Here is a 16,858-nt window from a genome sequence, read left to right on the forward strand (position 1 = left end):
TCGTATCAATGAGATACTTATTCCTGAAGTTCCTTGATCAGTTGTTCATTAAATCCGCAGCCAAGGACATAGTCTGTTAACTTATTCTTTATATCCGCCGGCATTTCGGGTTTACAGTAACTTTCAAGCATTTTGTTTTCTTTATGCTTGACATTATTGAGAAGACTTTCACCAGGATCACCTGTAACTGAACCTCTTAAGCTAACGTCGGGCAGGAAAGGTTCCTTACGGCAATGTTTCATAGTATGCTCCGAACTTAAAAACTCTCCGGCTACCCCCACCTTCTGTACAAGATCTACCGCCAGTGTTTCTTCATTGACCGCTAAGCCGGCAATATAACGTTTAACCATCCCGATAATTTCCAGGTCAACGATAAACTTCTCATAACTCATGGCGTTATAACTGTCCATAATCCCGGCGCTGTGGATAATGATATTCATTTTCGCGGAATAGGTTGCCAAAAATGTCAGCATACTTTCATACCCAGCCTGCACCGACAAGGCCTTTGCATCACTAACAGTACCGCCGCCCCGGCAAGGCAGACCATAGGCCTTCGCTAAACGGGCAGCATACTGATAACACAACGCTCCTTCCGGAGAGCCGCAGGCAATACTTCCTGTTTTCATATCGGAAGTCGTTGATTGGGAACCGTAAATCACCGGGGTGCCCGGATTAATCATTTGGGCAACGGCAATACCCGCTAATACTTCTGCATTAGTAATAGCTACCGTTGAAGCAAGAGTCACCGGCGTAGTCGTTCCAGCCATTGCACAAGCGGCAATAATTATGGGCTGTTTATATTTGTTGAACACCATCATGGTGTCCAGCATATTGGTATCCAACTGGAGGGGGGAATTTGTATTAACTATCGTCAGACATCTTGGTTTCTCTAATAAAGCTTCTTTACCTCCAAATACAATGGCGAGCATATCCATCAGTTTCTCGACATCTTCCGCGCTGCCCGAGCCCGAAACAAGGACCTTGTCCGAGTGCATTAGCGCGGCATAAAGCATTGCCACAATCTGAGACTTTGAGATATCGGTAGGTTGAACCAATACTCCGCCATTGCCCTTATGATGATCCGATTGATGGAAAAGCTTAAGGAATTTAACATAGTCGCTCATTAAAGCATCGCGTCTTTTTCCATCTGCATTGCAAATGAAGGGAGAACCATATCCGGGTAAAAGTTCTACATGGTCGCCGCCAACTTCAAAATCATACTTGGAATTTCTGGCATACATTTTAAATTGACTTGGGGCTTTGCCGACCCATTCCATTAGTTGTGTACGGGTAAAGAAAGCAGTTGAACCTTCAACTTTGACTCCGTTTTCTTTTAAAATTTCCACCACTTTAGGATGGTTGAACCTCATACCTGTTTGCTCCAAAATAAGCATCGATGCCCTGTGAATTTGTTTTAAATCATTATCCATCGCTTCAAGTGCCATCATAGAAAACCCTCCCTTAAACCGCCAGCTTCTCGCACAGCTCCTTGGCGGCCATAGCATCCGCCGCATAACCGTCCGCACCGATTTGGCCGGCAAATTCCTGGGACAAAGGCGCTCCGCCCACAATAATTTTTAAGTTCTGGCGTAAACCAGCTTCCGTAAGGGCATCAATGGTATCTTTCATGGCAACCATGGTCGTGGTTAACAGAGCAGACATGCCAATGACCTGGGGATTGTATTGCTTGGCCGCCTCCACGAATTTTTCCACCGAGACATCGACACCTATATCGATGACCTTAAAGCCGCCGCTTTCCAGGATCATGGCTACTAAATTTTTACCGATGTCGTGGAGATCCCCGGCCACAGTGCCGATGATGACGGTTCCCTTGGAAGGAATATCAACATCATTAATCAAAGGTTTAACCAATTCCATACCCGTTGCCATAGCTCTGGCCGCCATCATGACTTCAGGCACAAACATTTCCCCGGCTTTGAACTTAGGTGCTACGATATCCATACCTGCGATTAAGCCTTGGTTAATGATGGCTAAAGGATCCGCACCATTATCAATGAACTCTTTTGTGATTTGACCGGCACCGCCAAAATCTCCCTTGAAAACTGCATCAGCTAATTTAGCGAAATCACTCATTATTACTTCCTCCAGCTTCTGTAAATTGACCTAACTTTCTTTATATTTTCTTAAAGCGGCATCAACATCTTTATCCAAAACAGGCTCTACGTATTCAGCAAGTAATTTCTTCCACCGGGCATTAGCTCTCTTTTCTGCAGTGAGAGAACCTTCAGCTTGCCACTGGGTAGGATTATTGCGATCACTCAGGATTGGACGGTAGAATTCTTTGCGGAAATGGGTGAAGGTATGGACATGAGTGAGGAATTGACCCTGAGGACCGACCTCCTTGGTGACATCGAAGGCCAGGGTTTCTTCATTGACGACAACGCCCTGATTAATACGGCGAATCATACCAATAATTTCATCATCAAACATCATTTTTTCCAGCGAAACCGTGTTATAGGTGTCAATGATGCCGGCACTATGCAGAATGAAATTGCCGCCGGCCATTTGAGCCATACTCAAGGTAAGCATCGATTCATAGGCCGCCTGGGCATCCGCACATTTGCTGTCGGAAAGAGCGCCGCTGATCCGGCAAGGAAGATTATAGAATTTGGCTAACTGACCATTGACAAGTGAAAATACCGCGTCTTCCGGAGTGCCAATCGCCAGAGAACCGTTGCTCATTTCGGCATTGGAAGACGATGCGGAATAAATAACAGGCGTTCCTTCACTGACCAGCTGAGCAAGAACGATACCTGCCAGAACTTCTGCGTTCTGGAGGGCTACAGTGCCGGCCACAGTGACAGGAGTCGTTGCCCCGGCGATACAGAGGGAATTCACTAACTGGGGCTGCCGGTATTCGGCATAGGCCATAATAGCCCCTGCCATTTTGTCATCGTAGCTCAGGGGGGTTAAGGTACAGGGAATGCCTACGGCAACGGGTTTTTCCTTGATTGCCTCCAAGCCGCCAAAAACAATGGCCGCCATTTCCAGGTTCCTTTTGGTCATCTCATAACCTAAAACAGTGGCCATCAAAGGTTTGTCACTGTGTTTCAATGTCTGATAAACCATCTCCAGGCTGCGCAGCTCCGCATCCACGTCCTGAGGCTCACAGGGAATGTGACTCATGATGTCGATATTGTCCATCTTGTGTTCCAGCTTGCAGATGTTAACAAAATCCTCCAGCTTAGCTAAACGCCGGCCCTTATCCATATCCATGACAAAGGGTGAACCATAAGGACCCACATAGGCTGTTTTCTCAGTATTAATCAGAACATTCTTTTCCGGATTCCTGGCGTAAAGAGTAAAGGAAGAGGGAGCTTTTTTTATTTCCCGTTCCACCATGGCTTTGGGAAAATAAACTTTTTGTCCGTCAACCTTGGCCCCTCCTTTGGCCAGGATTTCCCGGGCGGGGGCATAGCTGAAAATCACGCCTACTTCTTCCATGATCCGCAGGCTTGTCTCGTGAATTTGTTCAATTTCATTTTGAGACAAAATCTGATACCTTTGCATGACTGCAACCTCCTTAAATTGTTATGACTACAACCATTAATACACGCAATATTCATGCCATCAGAAAAATTGTGAATTATACTATGATTTCACGCCTAAGTCAAAATATTTTGACTACAACCGTTTATATTTCAACATTATTGTCTAAAATTGTATAGGTCTTTCTGTGTAGAGGAATTGTTAGAGAATAAATCCTCAGAAAAAAAACAAGCCCGCCAAAGAGGCAGGCTTATTTGTACAGGCAGTTTGTAATTAATCCAGGGATCTATCTTTGTATTTATGTTATATTATATTTTTTAATCCTATAAATAAGAGACTGACGATGCATTCCCAATTGTTTGGCGGTTTTAGAGACATTCCCTTTATTCTCCACTAAAGCTTGGATAATCTCTTCTTTTTCCTTCTCAAAAATTGTTGAAAATACACCGGTACTTTCCGGCTCAGGATGTTTGTTTTTATCAAGAGACTTTTTAAGAAGATACCCACCCGTGGCAAAATTATTTCCGGAAAGCAGGTAAGCGGGTAAATGCTTCATTTTGATTTTCAGATCGTCACCGCTAACTAAGTTCATGGCCGCTTCCAAACAATGCTTCAGCTGGCGGACATTGCCGGGCCAGGAGAAATCTAAAAAGAATTTTAAAACTTCGTCATCCGGACCAACGATGTGTTTTTGAAAGCTCTCATTATACAGCTTGATAAAATGTTTGGTTAATAAAAGAATATCGCTTTTGCGGCTGGCCAAACTGGGGATCATAATGTTCACCACGGCCAAACGATAAAAAAGGTCTTCCCGAATCTGCTCTTTACTGATGGCCTCCTCTGGAAAAACGTTGCTGCTGCTGATAATACGGACATTGATCTTGATTCGCTCTTTACTGCCAAGATGTTGAATTTCTTTTTCCTCCAAAACCCGCAGTAGTTTTGACTGGGAAAAGAGGGGCATGGAATTGATTTCGTCCAAAAACACGGTACCTCCTTCAGCCTCTTCAAAAAGGCCTTTCCGTTCCACTGCCCCGGTATAAATACCCTTAGAAGTACCAAAAAGAATGCTCTCCAGCAAAGTTTCCGGAATAGCTGCGCAATTTATTGCCAGAAACGGACCATCTTTCCGCTTGCTGTTGCGATGGATACAGCGCGCAAAGAGTTCTTTCCCGCTGCCCGTTTCCCCGACGAGAAGAACTGGGGAATCGCTTCTAGCCGCCCTTATTGCCATTTCCTTGCATTCCCTGAAAACAGGGTGCTCGCCGAGGAGACGGTCTGCGCCAACAATATCCTGGCGGGATTCCGCGAGATCATCCTCCTTTGGCGAGAAAACTTTCTTTTGCAGACTGATATTTTGTTCTATAACCTCCATCAACTGAGTCACATCTTTTTGGATAGTATAGGCACCCACTTTTTCCCCTTCGAAAAAGACAGGACGGGCATTACAAATCTGATAAACCTCCCGGCCATTAACAATATAGCGGTAAGCTTTATCCACCACGGGTTTTTCCGTAGTCAATGCCATTAACATCGGGGTTTCCCCATCTATGCCATAGGCCTCCTTCACAGTGCGGCCATAAAGCTCTTCGTTGGTATACCCATCCAATCGCTCTGCCACTTTATTAACATAAAGCATACGGCCATTAACATCACAAAAGTATATAGCTGAACCAATGATTTCTAAAAAGTCACAAAAAAAAGGATATTGATTCATGAACTCCTCAAACCTAGTCTCCATGCTTTCACCTCAATCCTATTGCGCTACCTTTCAGAAAGGATTTAGTATCTTCGTTATCTATGTTATATTATATTTTTTAATCCTATAAATAAGAGACTGGCGATGCATTCCTAATTGTTTGGCGGTTTTGGAAACATTCCCTTTATTCTCCAGCAAAGCCTGGATAATCTCTTCTTTTTCTTTCTCAAAAATTGTTGAAAATACACCGGTACTTTCCGGCTCGGGATATTTAAGATGTTTAGTTTCATCAACCGGCTTTTTTTGGATGTAACCACCAGTGGCAGCATTATTTCCGGAAAGCAGATAAGCGGGTAAATGCTTCATTTTGATTTTCAGATCGTCATCGGTAACTAAGTTCATGGCCGCTTCCAAACAATGCTTCAACTGGCGGACATTACCGGGCCAGGAGAAATCCAAAAAGAATCGTAAAACTTCGTCCTCCAGGCCAATGATATGTTTTTGGAATCTCTCATTATACAGCTTAATAAAATGTTTGGTTAATAAACGAATATCGCTTTTACGGCTGGCCAAACTGGGGATCATAATGTTCACCACAGCCAAACGATAAAAAAGGTCTTCCCGAATCTGCTCTTTACTGATTGCCTCCTCCGGAAAAACGTTGCTGCTGCTGATGATACGAACATTGATCTTAATTCGCTCTTTACTGCCAAGATGTTGAATTTCTTTTTCCTCCAAAACCCGAAGCAGTTTTGACTGGGAAAAGAGAGGCATGGAATTGATTTCGTCCAAAAACAAGGTACCTCCTTCAGCCTCTTCAAAAAGACCTTTCCGTTCCACTGCCCCAGTATAAATACCCTTAGAAGTACCAAAAAGAATGCTCTCCAGCAAGGTTTCCGGAATAGCTGCGCAATTTATTGCCAGAAACGGGCCGTCTTTCCGCTTGCTGTTGCGATGGATACAGCGCGCAAAAAGTTCTTTCCCGCTGCCCGTTTCCCCGACGAGAAGAACTGGGGAATCGCTTCTAGCCGCCCTTATTGCCATTTCCTTGCATTCCCTGAAAACAGGGTGCTCTCCGAGGAGACGGTCTGCGCCAACAATATCCTGGCGGGATTCCGCGAGATCATCCTCCTTTGGCGAGAAAACTTTCTTTTGCAGACTGATATTTTGTTCTATAACTTCCATTAACTGAGTCACATCTTTTTGGATAGTATAGGCGCCCACTTTTTCCCCTTCGAAAAAGACAGGACGGGCATTACAAATCTGATAAACCTCCCGGCCATTAACAACATAGCGAAACGCTTTATCTACCACGGGTTTTTCCGTAGTCAATGCCATTAACATCGGACTGGTTCTCTCATCTAAGCCATAGGCCTCTCCTACAGTGCGGCCATAAATTTCTTCGTTGGCATACCCATCCAGTCCCTCTGCCACTTTATTGATATAAAGCAGACGGCCATTAACATCACAAAAGTATACAGCTGAGTCAAGGATTTCTAAAAGGTCACAAAAAAAAGGATATTGATTTATGAACTCTTTGAGCCTGGTCTCCATGCTTTCACCTCAATCATATTGCATTACCTTTCGAAAGGGGATTTAGTAGCTTAATTCGTCTTCTAAATGTACAGCCTAAGTCAAAGGATGTAAAGCTTTCCACATCCTTCACCTTATATAATTTTGAATTCTCACATAAATCTAAATGCAAGTTTTGTGCCATTCTAGTCAAATTATTTTATTATGGTGCCGCGGTGAAATTTAAACTGGGATTTGGCCCATCTGGTAAAATTACAAGAAAAAGGTGCCGATTTCTCAACACCTTGCCAAGTACCCGTTACGCTCATACTGCCGCCGATAAGTGGTAATTTATTTTTTTCAACTTCCCGTTTGACTCCTCCGCTTTATCATGAGTCATATTCAATGAAAAGTAAAGAGTTCCCTGTTTCCCGGCAGGAATTTCACGGCCCCGCCTCTTACTTCAATTCAATTGTAAACTGACAATTCCCCAGGAACTCCTCATATTCAAACCTGCTTGTGCAGGCATAATACCCTTTGCTGAGGTCAAGAAGGGGGAATACTTTCGTAAATTCCTCCGGGTGCGCCGCGTCCCTTCGAATGTCATAATTTTTGGCTGCCACATTTTCTCCTGCAGCATCTTTAATGTATAAGGCTTTACCCTGATGATACGGCGCTTTACCTACGGCCGTGTACCGGATGATCGTTTCTCCCTTCTCGTTGGCAATGTCCCTGATAATCAGTTTGCCCAGCTTTCCCTGGGGAAGCTCCAGTGGGAATTTGCCATCTAAAACTCTGCTTTCGCTGGGAATTTCTATGACTTGGGCTACCTGAGTCTTCTGGGCCTTAGGCTCCAAGCTAACCTTAACATCTTTGGGCAAACTATGAAGGTAAGGAATGACGGTCAGATAGCGCGAGAGGCCATTGGTTTTTTCAAACTGCATCGATCCTGTAAAGGGGCCAATGCCCCCCTGGCTCGCGCTTTTCGGCGCAAGCTCCGCTCCCTGGTCATCAAAAGCAATCCATGAGTAATGAGATCCCCTGTTGTTTATATCTTGATCCTTATAGACCCCGCTGTAAAATATCGTCGTATCAATGGGGGATAAAACCACTTTGTCGATGGTGAGCACCTGGTCCGGCAGATCAACCTTAACCTTTGGATTAAAAACCGTGCTGTTTTTGATCAGCTCATCTTTGGACACAGTAAAGGCAAAATCCCAATTGCCCGTTACCCCCAATATTTCTTTGACATTGATATCAACCTTCAGCTTATTAAAGAATGCGGAAGGAGCATAATCAAACTCACTGCTTCCGACGTAGGTAAAATCATCGATAAACTCCCCTCTGGCACCGCCCCCCCCTAAATTACTGCCGTTAACCTTCGTAGCCTCAAACAAATCTGCCAACCATAAATCTTTAGCCTCAATTTTGACGCCGCTTTTAATGGTATAACCTAAAGTAATCTTTGTGTCGTCAGCCAGGGCCTCATTGATGGTCACCGTGATGCCCTGATCGGTCACACTTTTGTCCACCAGCTGGGAATAGGCCGCATAGTCTCCCTGATAGCCGAATTTATCGTTAAACATCTGAAGAACGGAATTAACCAGAGGAAGGTTCCTGGCCCAAACGGGAGATGTTGTTTCCAGGGCAATGACTGCTGCCAGCAAGATAACGGCCGCTATGGAACCGAGGCGCAGGATTTTCCAAGACCGGATGCTTCTGATTTTTCCCTTGAGCTTTTTCTTGATTCTTTCTCTTTGCCATTCCGGCACTTCATATCCTGCGGAATCCAACTCTTCCTCATCCAGCCGGAAATAATTTAACAGCTTTAAAATATCTTTTTCTTCCAGCGGCAGATCCTTATCAGACATCAGAGCATTTCTCCTTTCCCAAATACCAGCTTTTCCTTCAAATACTGACGGCCCCTGGAAAGCCGTTTATCCACCACATTCCTGTCCACGGAAAAAGCCCTTGCTATATTCTCTATTCCTTCACCCAGAAAGTAACGCCGGATAAAAATTTCCCTGTCTTCATCCTTCATGTCATTGATGGCATTCATAAGTTCTTTTCTGTTTTCCTTTGTCACAACGATTTCTTCCGTTGAGATCTCTTTATACATAGTTCCATCGCTGAAACTTACCCATTGACTCTGTTTGTACAGCTTTCTCCTGCAATCAATCGCCTTATACTTTGCAATGGCTGCGATCCATGATTTAAAATCCCCTTTTGTTTCATCAAAACTATCGATATTACACCACACCAGCCAAAAGACATCGTTCATACACTCTTCGCTTATTGCTTCACAGTCACTGGCCGGAAGCACGCCGCGTATCACTTTGTAAACCAGGCTGCTGTAATGATCCACTACAAATTCCAGTGCCCGTTTATTTTTCCTTTTTATATTCGCTATAAAATTCAGGTTATCCATTCTTTGTTCCGCCACCCTCTTCAATCCCCCAAAAACTCTTCATAAATTAATACGAGCAAAGACTGCTTTTCTGACAAGATTTTAGCCCTAATGAAAAATAAAGGAGTCCTACCATACTTTAGCAAAAGCAATCTTTCTGTCATTGGCTTGGATGGAGAACTCCCCTATGCTCTGCTCGATAATCTCGATCAGATTAGCATCGTTTTTCCGGAGAGGGATTCCCCCGCTTTCCGGCTTACTTGACTTTGCCCTGGCGATTTTTACGTACTTTCCCTCTCCGGCAGTGAGGTTTTCAGATGGCCATTATGTTTAGTCTGGTTGCAGGGAAAAAGGGCTCCTAAGGAGAAGAGCTGAGGAAGGAGTTTATCTAATGGTATAATTCAGTTAGCTCTTGTGATTTAAATTCCAATTTGTTGTACAGCATAGGTTTCAGATTATTTATAAAAAAAGGAGCATACGATAAAATGAAAAAACGCCGTAAATTATATCTTCCTGACAACAATTGCTCCAATCTATCCGAAGAAACAGAAGTCGTAGGAAATGCACCTTGCCCATGCTGCGAATTTTTCACGATTCCGAACGATGGGGATGCTCTCGCTTACATCTGCCCTGTCTGCTTTTGGGAAATTGATTTTTTTATTCAGTCGGAAAAGGAGACAAGCGACCAAAATCATGGATTGTCTTTATCCGGGGCAAGAAATAACTATATAAAATACGGTGCTGTAATGCCTGAACTAAAGATTTATTGCAGAAGCCCCAAAGAGTCTGAATTCCCAAGAAAATGAGATTTACACACTGACTATTATTCAATAGTTAACTCGACTTAGACAAAACAAAAACCCATGAAATATCGTTGGTTTTTGTTTTTAGAGTCGGAAGGCATATGGAGCAATCCTAAGAATCCGTTAGAAAAGCTAACTCCGGAGGGTGCGTTTTATCAAGAAAAGGTCAGTCTCAATGGTTTTGATTTTAACTGACAGGACATGAAAGCGGTTTGTGACCTGTGCCGCTCTTTCCCAAGCTTGTTGGAAAGAAAAATTTCCGCGTCGGCGGGTACATAACGATAGCTCAAAAGCCAACAATCAGGTATTGACTTTTTATCCTTCATCAGGTAGCCTTAATAAGCTGGATATTAATAACTATCCAGCTTATTTTTATCATTAAGGAAGTGAGACAATGGACGGCGATCCCCGAAGTCCGCTAAGAGGCTTCAAACCCCAATGTGATGACATAGACCAAGTAGTCGGCTGCGTTTTTCGCGGGCTGTTGTTCACTGTGCATTTGTACTGATGGGTTAATTTGCCTGCGCATATACTGCCGTCTATCTGGACGGCTTTTTTTGTTGGCTTTTTGTGTTTTCACTGGGGAATATTTCAAGAAAGAAAGGAATGATTCCAGTGAACTTCATGAACGGAAAAAGCCTGGGCAGGCAGATTCAAAAAAACAAGCATGACACCGAAGTAAAGCTCCACTCCTATGCTTTCCTGACGGCAGAGGAACTTTTTTCACACCTGTCTACCACACAGGCGGGTCTCACAAGTGAAGAAGCCGAAAACAGGCAGGCTGAATTTGGGAAAAACGTAATCACTGTAGGAAATAAAAATACGCTGCTGCATAGATTGAGGGAAGCAGTCGTCAACCCTTTTAACCTCATTTTGCTTCTTATTGCCATTATCACGTATTTTACGGATGTCGTCGCGTCGTCAAGACCCGACTATCTCACCGTTATCATCATTTTATCCCTGGTCCTTTTGTCCAGCTTGGTTGCCTTCATACAGAGCCAGCGCTCCAACGCCGCCGCTGAAAAGCTGTCAAAAATGATTTCCAACAAAGCAGATGCCTGGCGGGATGGAAAGCTGACTGAAATTCCCATGGATGAGATCGTTCCCGGGGATATTGTCCGTCTTTCGGCAGGCGACATGCTCCCGGCGGACGTACGTTTTCTGACAACCAAGGACACCTTTGTCGCCCAGGCGGCTTTGACCGGCGAATCCAATCCCGTAGAGAAATTCAGCGACATACGCAACAACCAGTATGACGGACTGACGGATTTAGGAAACATCGGTTTCATGGGGTCCAATATTGTGAGCGGCAGCGCGACGGCCATGGTGCTGGCGACCGGCAACAGCACGTATTTCGGATCAATGGCAAAATCCCTGTCCGGCGACAGGGCCAAAACCAGTTTTGAGCGCGGTGTAGATTCAGTCAGCGGCCTTCTGGTCCGAATGATGCTAGTCATGGTTCCCATCGTATTTTTGATTAACGGATTGGCTAAAAGTGACTGGGCGGGTGCGCTGCTTTTTGCCATCAGTATTGCAGTGGGGCTTACACCGGAAATGCTGCCCGTCATTATGACCTCAACACTGGCCAAAGGCGCGGTCTCCATGTCAAAGCATAAGGTTATTGTCCGCACCCTCGGCGCAATCCAAACCTTTGGCGAAATGGATGTGCTTTGCACCGATAAAACCGGAACGCTGACTGAGGATAAGATCGTACTGGAAAAGTACATGAACCTCCACGGCGAGGATGATACCCGCATACTCCGCCACGCTTACCTCAACAGCTATTTCCAAACAGGCCTCAAAAATCTCATTGACCTGGCCATTATCAACCGGGCTGTGCAGAACGGGCTGCAAACTATGCCGGCCGCTTATAACCTGGTGGATGAAATCCCCTTTGATTTTTCCCGGCGCAGGATGAGCGTGGTTTTAACGGACAAAAGCGGGAAACGGCAGCTTATTACCAAAGGCGCGGTGGAAGAGATCATCGCCATCTCCTCCTTTGTGGAAATGAGCGGACGCGTTATGCCAATGGATGAAGAAAGCAGACGCCTGGCCTTGGCAACCTACGAAAAGTACAATGCCGACGGACTGCGGATGATTGCCGTAGCGCAGAAAAATGAAGTTCCCGGCAGCGGGGCTTTTAGTGTGGCCGATGAACGGGATATGGTTTTAATCGGCTTTGTAGGCTTTCTTGACCCGCCTAAAGAGAGCGCCAGGGCAGCGATAACAGCACTCCGTGAACACGGCATGCGAACGGTTGTACTCACCGGAGACAGCGAAGGCGTAGCCGTGAAGGTTTGCGGTAAGGTAGGTGTGAATACTTCCCGTCTGTTGACAGGCCGCGACATAGAGCAGATGGATGACGCCGCATTACTGGATGCGATAACCAGCTGCGACTTGTTTGCGAAGTTGTCGCCATCTCAAAAAGAACGGGTGGTGAGAGCTTTTCAAACGGCAGGTCATACGGTTGGCTATATGGGTGACGGCATCAACGACGCACCTCCGCTGCGCCAGGCGGATGTGGGAATTTCGGTGGACAGCGCCGTGGATATTGCCAAAGAGACCGCCGACATCATCCTGCTGAAAAAAGATTTGATGGTGCTTGAAGAGGGCGTCATCGAAGGCCGCCGCACCTTCGGGAATATCATCAAATATATCAAGATGGCGGCAAGCGGCAATTTTGGCAACATGATCTCGGTTATTGCGGCCAGCATCTTCCTGCCCTTTTTACCAATGCTGCCGGTGCAGATATTGACGCAAAACCTGCTGTGCGATTTATCTCAAATGGGCATACCCTTTGACAGCGTGGATAAGGAATACATCAGAAAGCCGCGCAAATGGGAAACACAGTCCATTAAGTCGTTTATGGCGTTTTTGGGGCCGCTAAGCTCCGTTTTTGATATCGTCTGCTTTGCTGTTATGTGGTGGGCTATCGGTGCCAATACGGTAGAGCTGTCGCCGTTGTTTCAATGCGGATGGTTTGTCTTCGGGACGGTATCTCAGGTGCTGGTTATCCACATGATTCGCACGGCTAAATTGCCGTTCCTGCAAAGCACGCCATCCATACCGCTTTTCTTGTCCACCTTTGTTGTAGCAGTGGTCGCGCTTGCAACCGGTTTTACAGACTTTGCAATCGGTCTTGATATGCATCGCCTGCCGCTCGTGTTAATCCCGTGGCTGGCTATTATTCTGGCCGGATATCTTCTGTGCGTACAGCTTGCCAAAAAGGTGTATGTGCGTCGGTATGGGGAATGGATGTAATACAAAATACAAACGTCATGAAGGTCATGGAAAGTCAGGTCAAAAAGATGCCAATATTCAACTTTCTATCATGCTCATAACCAGTGTTTGCTCAACAACAACGAGATCCTTCTCCCAGGCTCGTACCAAGAATCTTACGCGCGTAAGATTCTTGGTACGAGCCTATTTGGTGAATCCCCTCCTTATCATTGACAATATCCACGCCGCCGTGGGTTCGAAGAAGGTCACAAGAGAGCAGCCTTTGACACCGATAAGTACAGAAAAATAGCCTCTGCAGAAGCAAAGACTATTTATTCAACAGGAAGAGGATCTTCTCAAACTTTTTTTCTGACAATATCTCATTTGTTAGAAATTCACCCTTGTAAAACAGACTATACGTGGTAAACGGAGCCGGCGCATTTTGTGCTTGCTCTGCTGTTTCAATATGGATACTTTTGAACTCTACCCCTTTTTGCTTTGCCTCTTTTTCAATAAGCGGAACATATTTAGCAGTAAAAGGACATTGATTCGTATAGTACAAAACGAAGCCTTGCTCACTGATTTTTGGTGTTTTCACATGGTCTTTAAATCCTGGCTTTGGTGCATTTCCCTCAAAGGGCAAATATAAAAGCTCATAAGAAGGCTCCGCTGTGTCAGCTAATACAAACCCTTTGTATCTTAAAAACTTAGGATCAGAAAGAAAAGGCAATTTCTTTTTTGATGATAATGCAACCAATCCTTTTTTACCCTTTTCCTTGCTGTCCCTGATGCATTCATCTAAAAGCAAACCGGCGTTCCCTTGCCCCTTAAACTGTCCGGACACCCAAAGACAGTTAATATACATATACCCATCAGCTTCAATGGGTGACCACGCTTTTTCTGCAGGGATATATTCTATAAAACATTTACCACGCACGTCACACTTTTTGAAAACCAGTCCATCGGCAAATCTTTTAGAAAGCCACTGCTTTTTCGATGCGACTTGACAGTCTTTGTTATTTGAAATTGCACAACAGATATGCTCTTTCTCAAGATTATCCTTTGTTAAAGTTATAATTTTAATGTTGCAATGGGTTAATTCCACAATTAGCTTCCTTTTCCTTCCTGCCGGGCATTGCCATGGACAGAATCAAGGATAAGCCGGAGATGATGACAAAGGCAATAAACAGAACATGCATAGAACTATTCAAGGCTAAGCTTATCTGTTCGGAAGTAAGGGCAAGATCAGACGGCGAAGGCTGATAAAGGTTGCTTGAGTTGACTCCCTCAATCCCTTGGTTGATAAAATAGCCGGTGATATGGGAGTTGAAGATATTTCCGAAAACACTGATGCCAATGGTCTGTCCCAGGGTTCTGAGCAATGAATTGGCGCCAACCGCACTTCCTCTTTGGTGGTAATCGACAGAATCCTGGATAATGATGGTTAAAACTGTCGACGCTCCGCCAAAACCTATACCCAGGACGAAGCAATAGATTAATACTAATAGGATCGGAGAAGCGGTTCCCAGTGTGGTCAGCAATAATGCGCCTATGAGTATAACGACATTAGCCGTCACTGTTACAGCTTTTCCGCCATACTTAACCAGCAATTTCCCAAGGATGATCGAAACGATCAGCCAGGAAACCGACATCGGCAGCATTGCCAGTCCTGATATTGTCGGACGGTATCCCAAAACATTCTGTAAGTATAAGGGTATATAAACATCAATACCCATCAATACGGCGAAAATCAGGAAGGATAACAGATTCACGATGGTACTTGTTTTGGTAAAAATGCCAAAAGGTAAAATCGGTTCTTTTGCCTTTTTTTCAATTTTGTAAAATAGCAGCATCATCAGAATAGCGATTGTGACTGCAGTTCCGGCAAAGAGGGGATAAGCCTGGGAATTCGAGTTTTGATCAAATATAAAAATACTCAAAAGTGCAATTACCGCCAAGGATAAAGTAATAATTCCCCCATAATCAATGCTCTGTTTTTTCTTTTCAAAGGTTTCCTGCAGGGATCTTTGCAGTAGAACAACCGCTACCAGTCCAAAAGGAATATTGATGAAAAATATCCAGTGCCAGGAAAGCAAGTCAATTAAAAATCCTCCCAGGAACGGGCCCACAAGAGTCGCGACTCCCCACACCGTGCTTAACCCGCCTTGGATCTTTGAGCGTTCCTCCAGCGGGAATTCATCTCCGATGATAGTGTAGGAGACTGTGAATATACCGCCGGCGCCCAGCCCTTGAACAGCGCGAAAAGCGATCAGCATAACCATACTCTGAGATAAACCGCATAAAAAGCTGCCGGCTAAAAACAGCAGGATACTGATCGAAAGCACATATTTCCTGCCATATAAGTCTGCCAGCTTACCGTAAATAGGAGTCGATATGGCTGAGGTCAATAGATAAACCGAAAAAACCAGGCTGATCAGTTCAAATCCCTGCAATTCCTTGGCAATGGTAGGCATTGCCATAGTAATAATTGTTCCTTCAACTGCTGCTAAAAACATGACCAACATGATTGCTGTAACTAAATTTGTTCTTTTCCAATTCATATTATTAAGGTACTCCCCTTTCTTGTAAAAAGAAGTTCCGCCAAACCATCCTGAACGTAAAAATGCCGAACAAAATACCGGGCGCACCCGACATCTTATCCAGCATTGTAATTACGATTACAAGCCCTCCGATGACCTCTCTCAAGTTAGCATGCTTCTTGAGTTCGACTCATTATAGCATTAAATTTTTAAAAAAGTCAATTTACAAATTTTATTAATTAATATTTGTATCATCTTGAGCTCTCCATAATCTTTCATCCATTATTCTCTCAGGCTGAACCATTAACTTTTATTCTGTAAAAGCACTTTCTGGTGCATTATCAAAATAATCAAAGACGGTTTTTCCGTTTTCATCCTCAGCGTACACAATGAGTGGCTTTGACACTTTAATATATTCCTGCACGCTCTGCTCAAAACCCATGATCTTCTCCCTGTTTCCAGCACGATCCTTCTCGCCGGCAACGAAGCTGACCTTATTTTCATCGAAAATAACCGGTTTCCCTTTTTCAGAAAAATAATATAAGCTGTAGCTATAGTGGGAAGAACCTCCCATGGTATATGGATTGAAATTCAATAAATAAGCCCTGTTATAGTTGGCGTTATCTTTATATAAATAGATTTGTCCCCAATTGCTATGCTGAGAAGCAATATAGGTTTTCGATAATTCACTTATCCGGTTATCAGGTTTTGCCCGTAAAACTATGAGTTCAGCGGCCTTAAAGTCTTCAGCAGTAACGGCAGGATCGCGAATGTTTTTAGGCGTTGAGTCTTCCTCCAGCATTTGCAGTATAATCATTTCGTCATTGCCATCATGGGTTAAGTCAGAGAATATTACGGAGCAGCTATTATCCTGGTAATGATTATAGAAGTAATCTTTGTATATTGCATGAGAATCAACTGGATTTTGTCTTTCAGCATGGACATTAACAGCAAGTAATCTCATGCTTGAGAAAATTAGAACCAACGCAATAAAACAAATCATGCCATTTCTGAACATTGCACTTTTCAAAACAGTTATCAAACGATTCAATCGATTCACCTCCTTATTATAAGGCAACTTCTAAATTATAAGGTAACTACGAACAGCCTAGAAAATTTGTATAAAAACCCTAAGCAGAAAAAGCCTTTTGAGAGTCAATAAACCGTA

Annotated in this window: 12 protein-coding genes; 2 read left to right on the plus strand and 10 right to left on the minus strand. The window is 44.2% G+C overall.

All coding sequences use genetic code 11. The features are described 5' to 3' along the window. Positions 1-17 precede the first annotated feature (17 nt). The 7 genes from DESYODRAFT_RS17100 to DESYODRAFT_RS17130 form a co-directional block, all read right to left on the minus strand. The gene (locus DESYODRAFT_RS17100) at positions 18-1,448 is read right to left on the minus strand and encodes a trimethylamine methyltransferase family protein (protein ID WP_007784992.1); all 1,431 of its coding nucleotides are present in this window, start codon (positions 1,446-1,448) and stop codon (positions 18-20) included. Positions 1,449-1,461: 13 nt separating this feature from the next. Then, positions 1,462-2,094, minus strand: a complete 633-nt coding sequence (locus tag DESYODRAFT_RS17105) for a cobalamin B12-binding domain-containing protein (protein ID WP_007784993.1) — start codon at positions 2,092-2,094, stop codon at positions 1,462-1,464. 30 nt (positions 2,095-2,124) lie between these two features. Next, entirely contained in the window at positions 2,125-3,531 is a 1,407-nt protein-coding gene (locus DESYODRAFT_RS17110) for a trimethylamine methyltransferase family protein (protein WP_007784994.1), read from the minus strand. 277 nt (positions 3,532-3,808) lie between these two features. Further along, a complete protein-coding gene (locus DESYODRAFT_RS17115) occupies positions 3,809-5,251 on the minus strand; it encodes a sigma-54 interaction domain-containing protein (RefSeq protein WP_007784996.1) in 1,443 nt (480 codons plus the stop codon). Positions 5,252-5,308: 57 nt separating this feature from the next. Beyond that, positions 5,309-6,763 carry a sigma-54 interaction domain-containing protein gene (locus DESYODRAFT_RS17120; RefSeq protein ID WP_007784998.1) on the minus strand — a complete coding sequence of 485 codons (1,455 nt, stop codon included), beginning with the start codon at positions 6,761-6,763 and terminating at the stop codon, positions 5,309-5,311. Positions 6,764-7,179: 416 nt separating this feature from the next. Further along, on the minus strand, positions 7,180-8,592 hold the full coding sequence (locus DESYODRAFT_RS17125) for a DUF4179 domain-containing protein (protein WP_007785001.1): 1,413 nt from the start codon (positions 8,590-8,592) through the stop codon (positions 7,180-7,182). Next, positions 8,592-9,149, minus strand: coding sequence for a sigma-70 family RNA polymerase sigma factor (locus DESYODRAFT_RS17130; RefSeq protein ID WP_007785002.1), 558 nt, complete (start codon positions 9,147-9,149; stop codon positions 8,592-8,594). The genes DESYODRAFT_RS17125 and DESYODRAFT_RS17130 overlap by 1 nt, the downstream gene beginning before the upstream one ends. 464 nt (positions 9,150-9,613) lie before the next feature. Here DESYODRAFT_RS17130 and DESYODRAFT_RS17135 point away from each other — a divergent pair, with 464 nt between their 5' ends. After that, a complete protein-coding gene (locus tag DESYODRAFT_RS17135; protein WP_007785003.1) occupies positions 9,614-9,934 on the plus strand; it encodes a CPCC family cysteine-rich protein in 321 nt (106 codons plus the stop codon). A gap of 603 nt (positions 9,935-10,537) precedes the next feature. Further along, positions 10,538-13,192: a magnesium-translocating P-type ATPase gene (mgtA, locus tag DESYODRAFT_RS17140; RefSeq protein WP_207636347.1), complete on the plus strand. Its 2,655-nt coding sequence runs from the start codon at positions 10,538-10,540 to the stop codon at positions 13,190-13,192. Positions 13,193-13,478: 286 nt separating this feature from the next. Here mgtA and DESYODRAFT_RS17145 read toward each other — a convergent pair whose 3' ends face one another. The 3 genes from DESYODRAFT_RS17145 to DESYODRAFT_RS17155 form a co-directional block, all read right to left on the minus strand. Next, positions 13,479-14,234 (minus strand): N-acetyltransferase, encoded by a 756-nt coding sequence (locus DESYODRAFT_RS17145; protein ID WP_042339825.1) that lies wholly within the window; start codon positions 14,232-14,234, stop codon positions 13,479-13,481. Next, on the minus strand, positions 14,230-15,711 hold the full coding sequence (locus tag DESYODRAFT_RS17150) for an MDR family MFS transporter (RefSeq protein ID WP_007785007.1): 1,482 nt from the start codon (positions 15,709-15,711) through the stop codon (positions 14,230-14,232). Before DESYODRAFT_RS17150 ends, DESYODRAFT_RS17145 begins: the two co-directional genes overlap by 5 nt. 289 nt (positions 15,712-16,000) lie before the next feature. Then, a complete protein-coding gene (locus tag DESYODRAFT_RS17155; protein WP_007785008.1) occupies positions 16,001-16,741 on the minus strand; it encodes a hypothetical protein in 741 nt (246 codons plus the stop codon). Positions 16,742-16,858 lie beyond the last annotated feature (117 nt).

Source organism: Desulfosporosinus youngiae DSM 17734 (assembly GCF_000244895.1).
GTDB classification, from domain to species: Bacteria; Bacillota; Desulfitobacteriia; order Desulfitobacteriales; family Desulfitobacteriaceae; genus Desulfosporosinus; species Desulfosporosinus youngiae.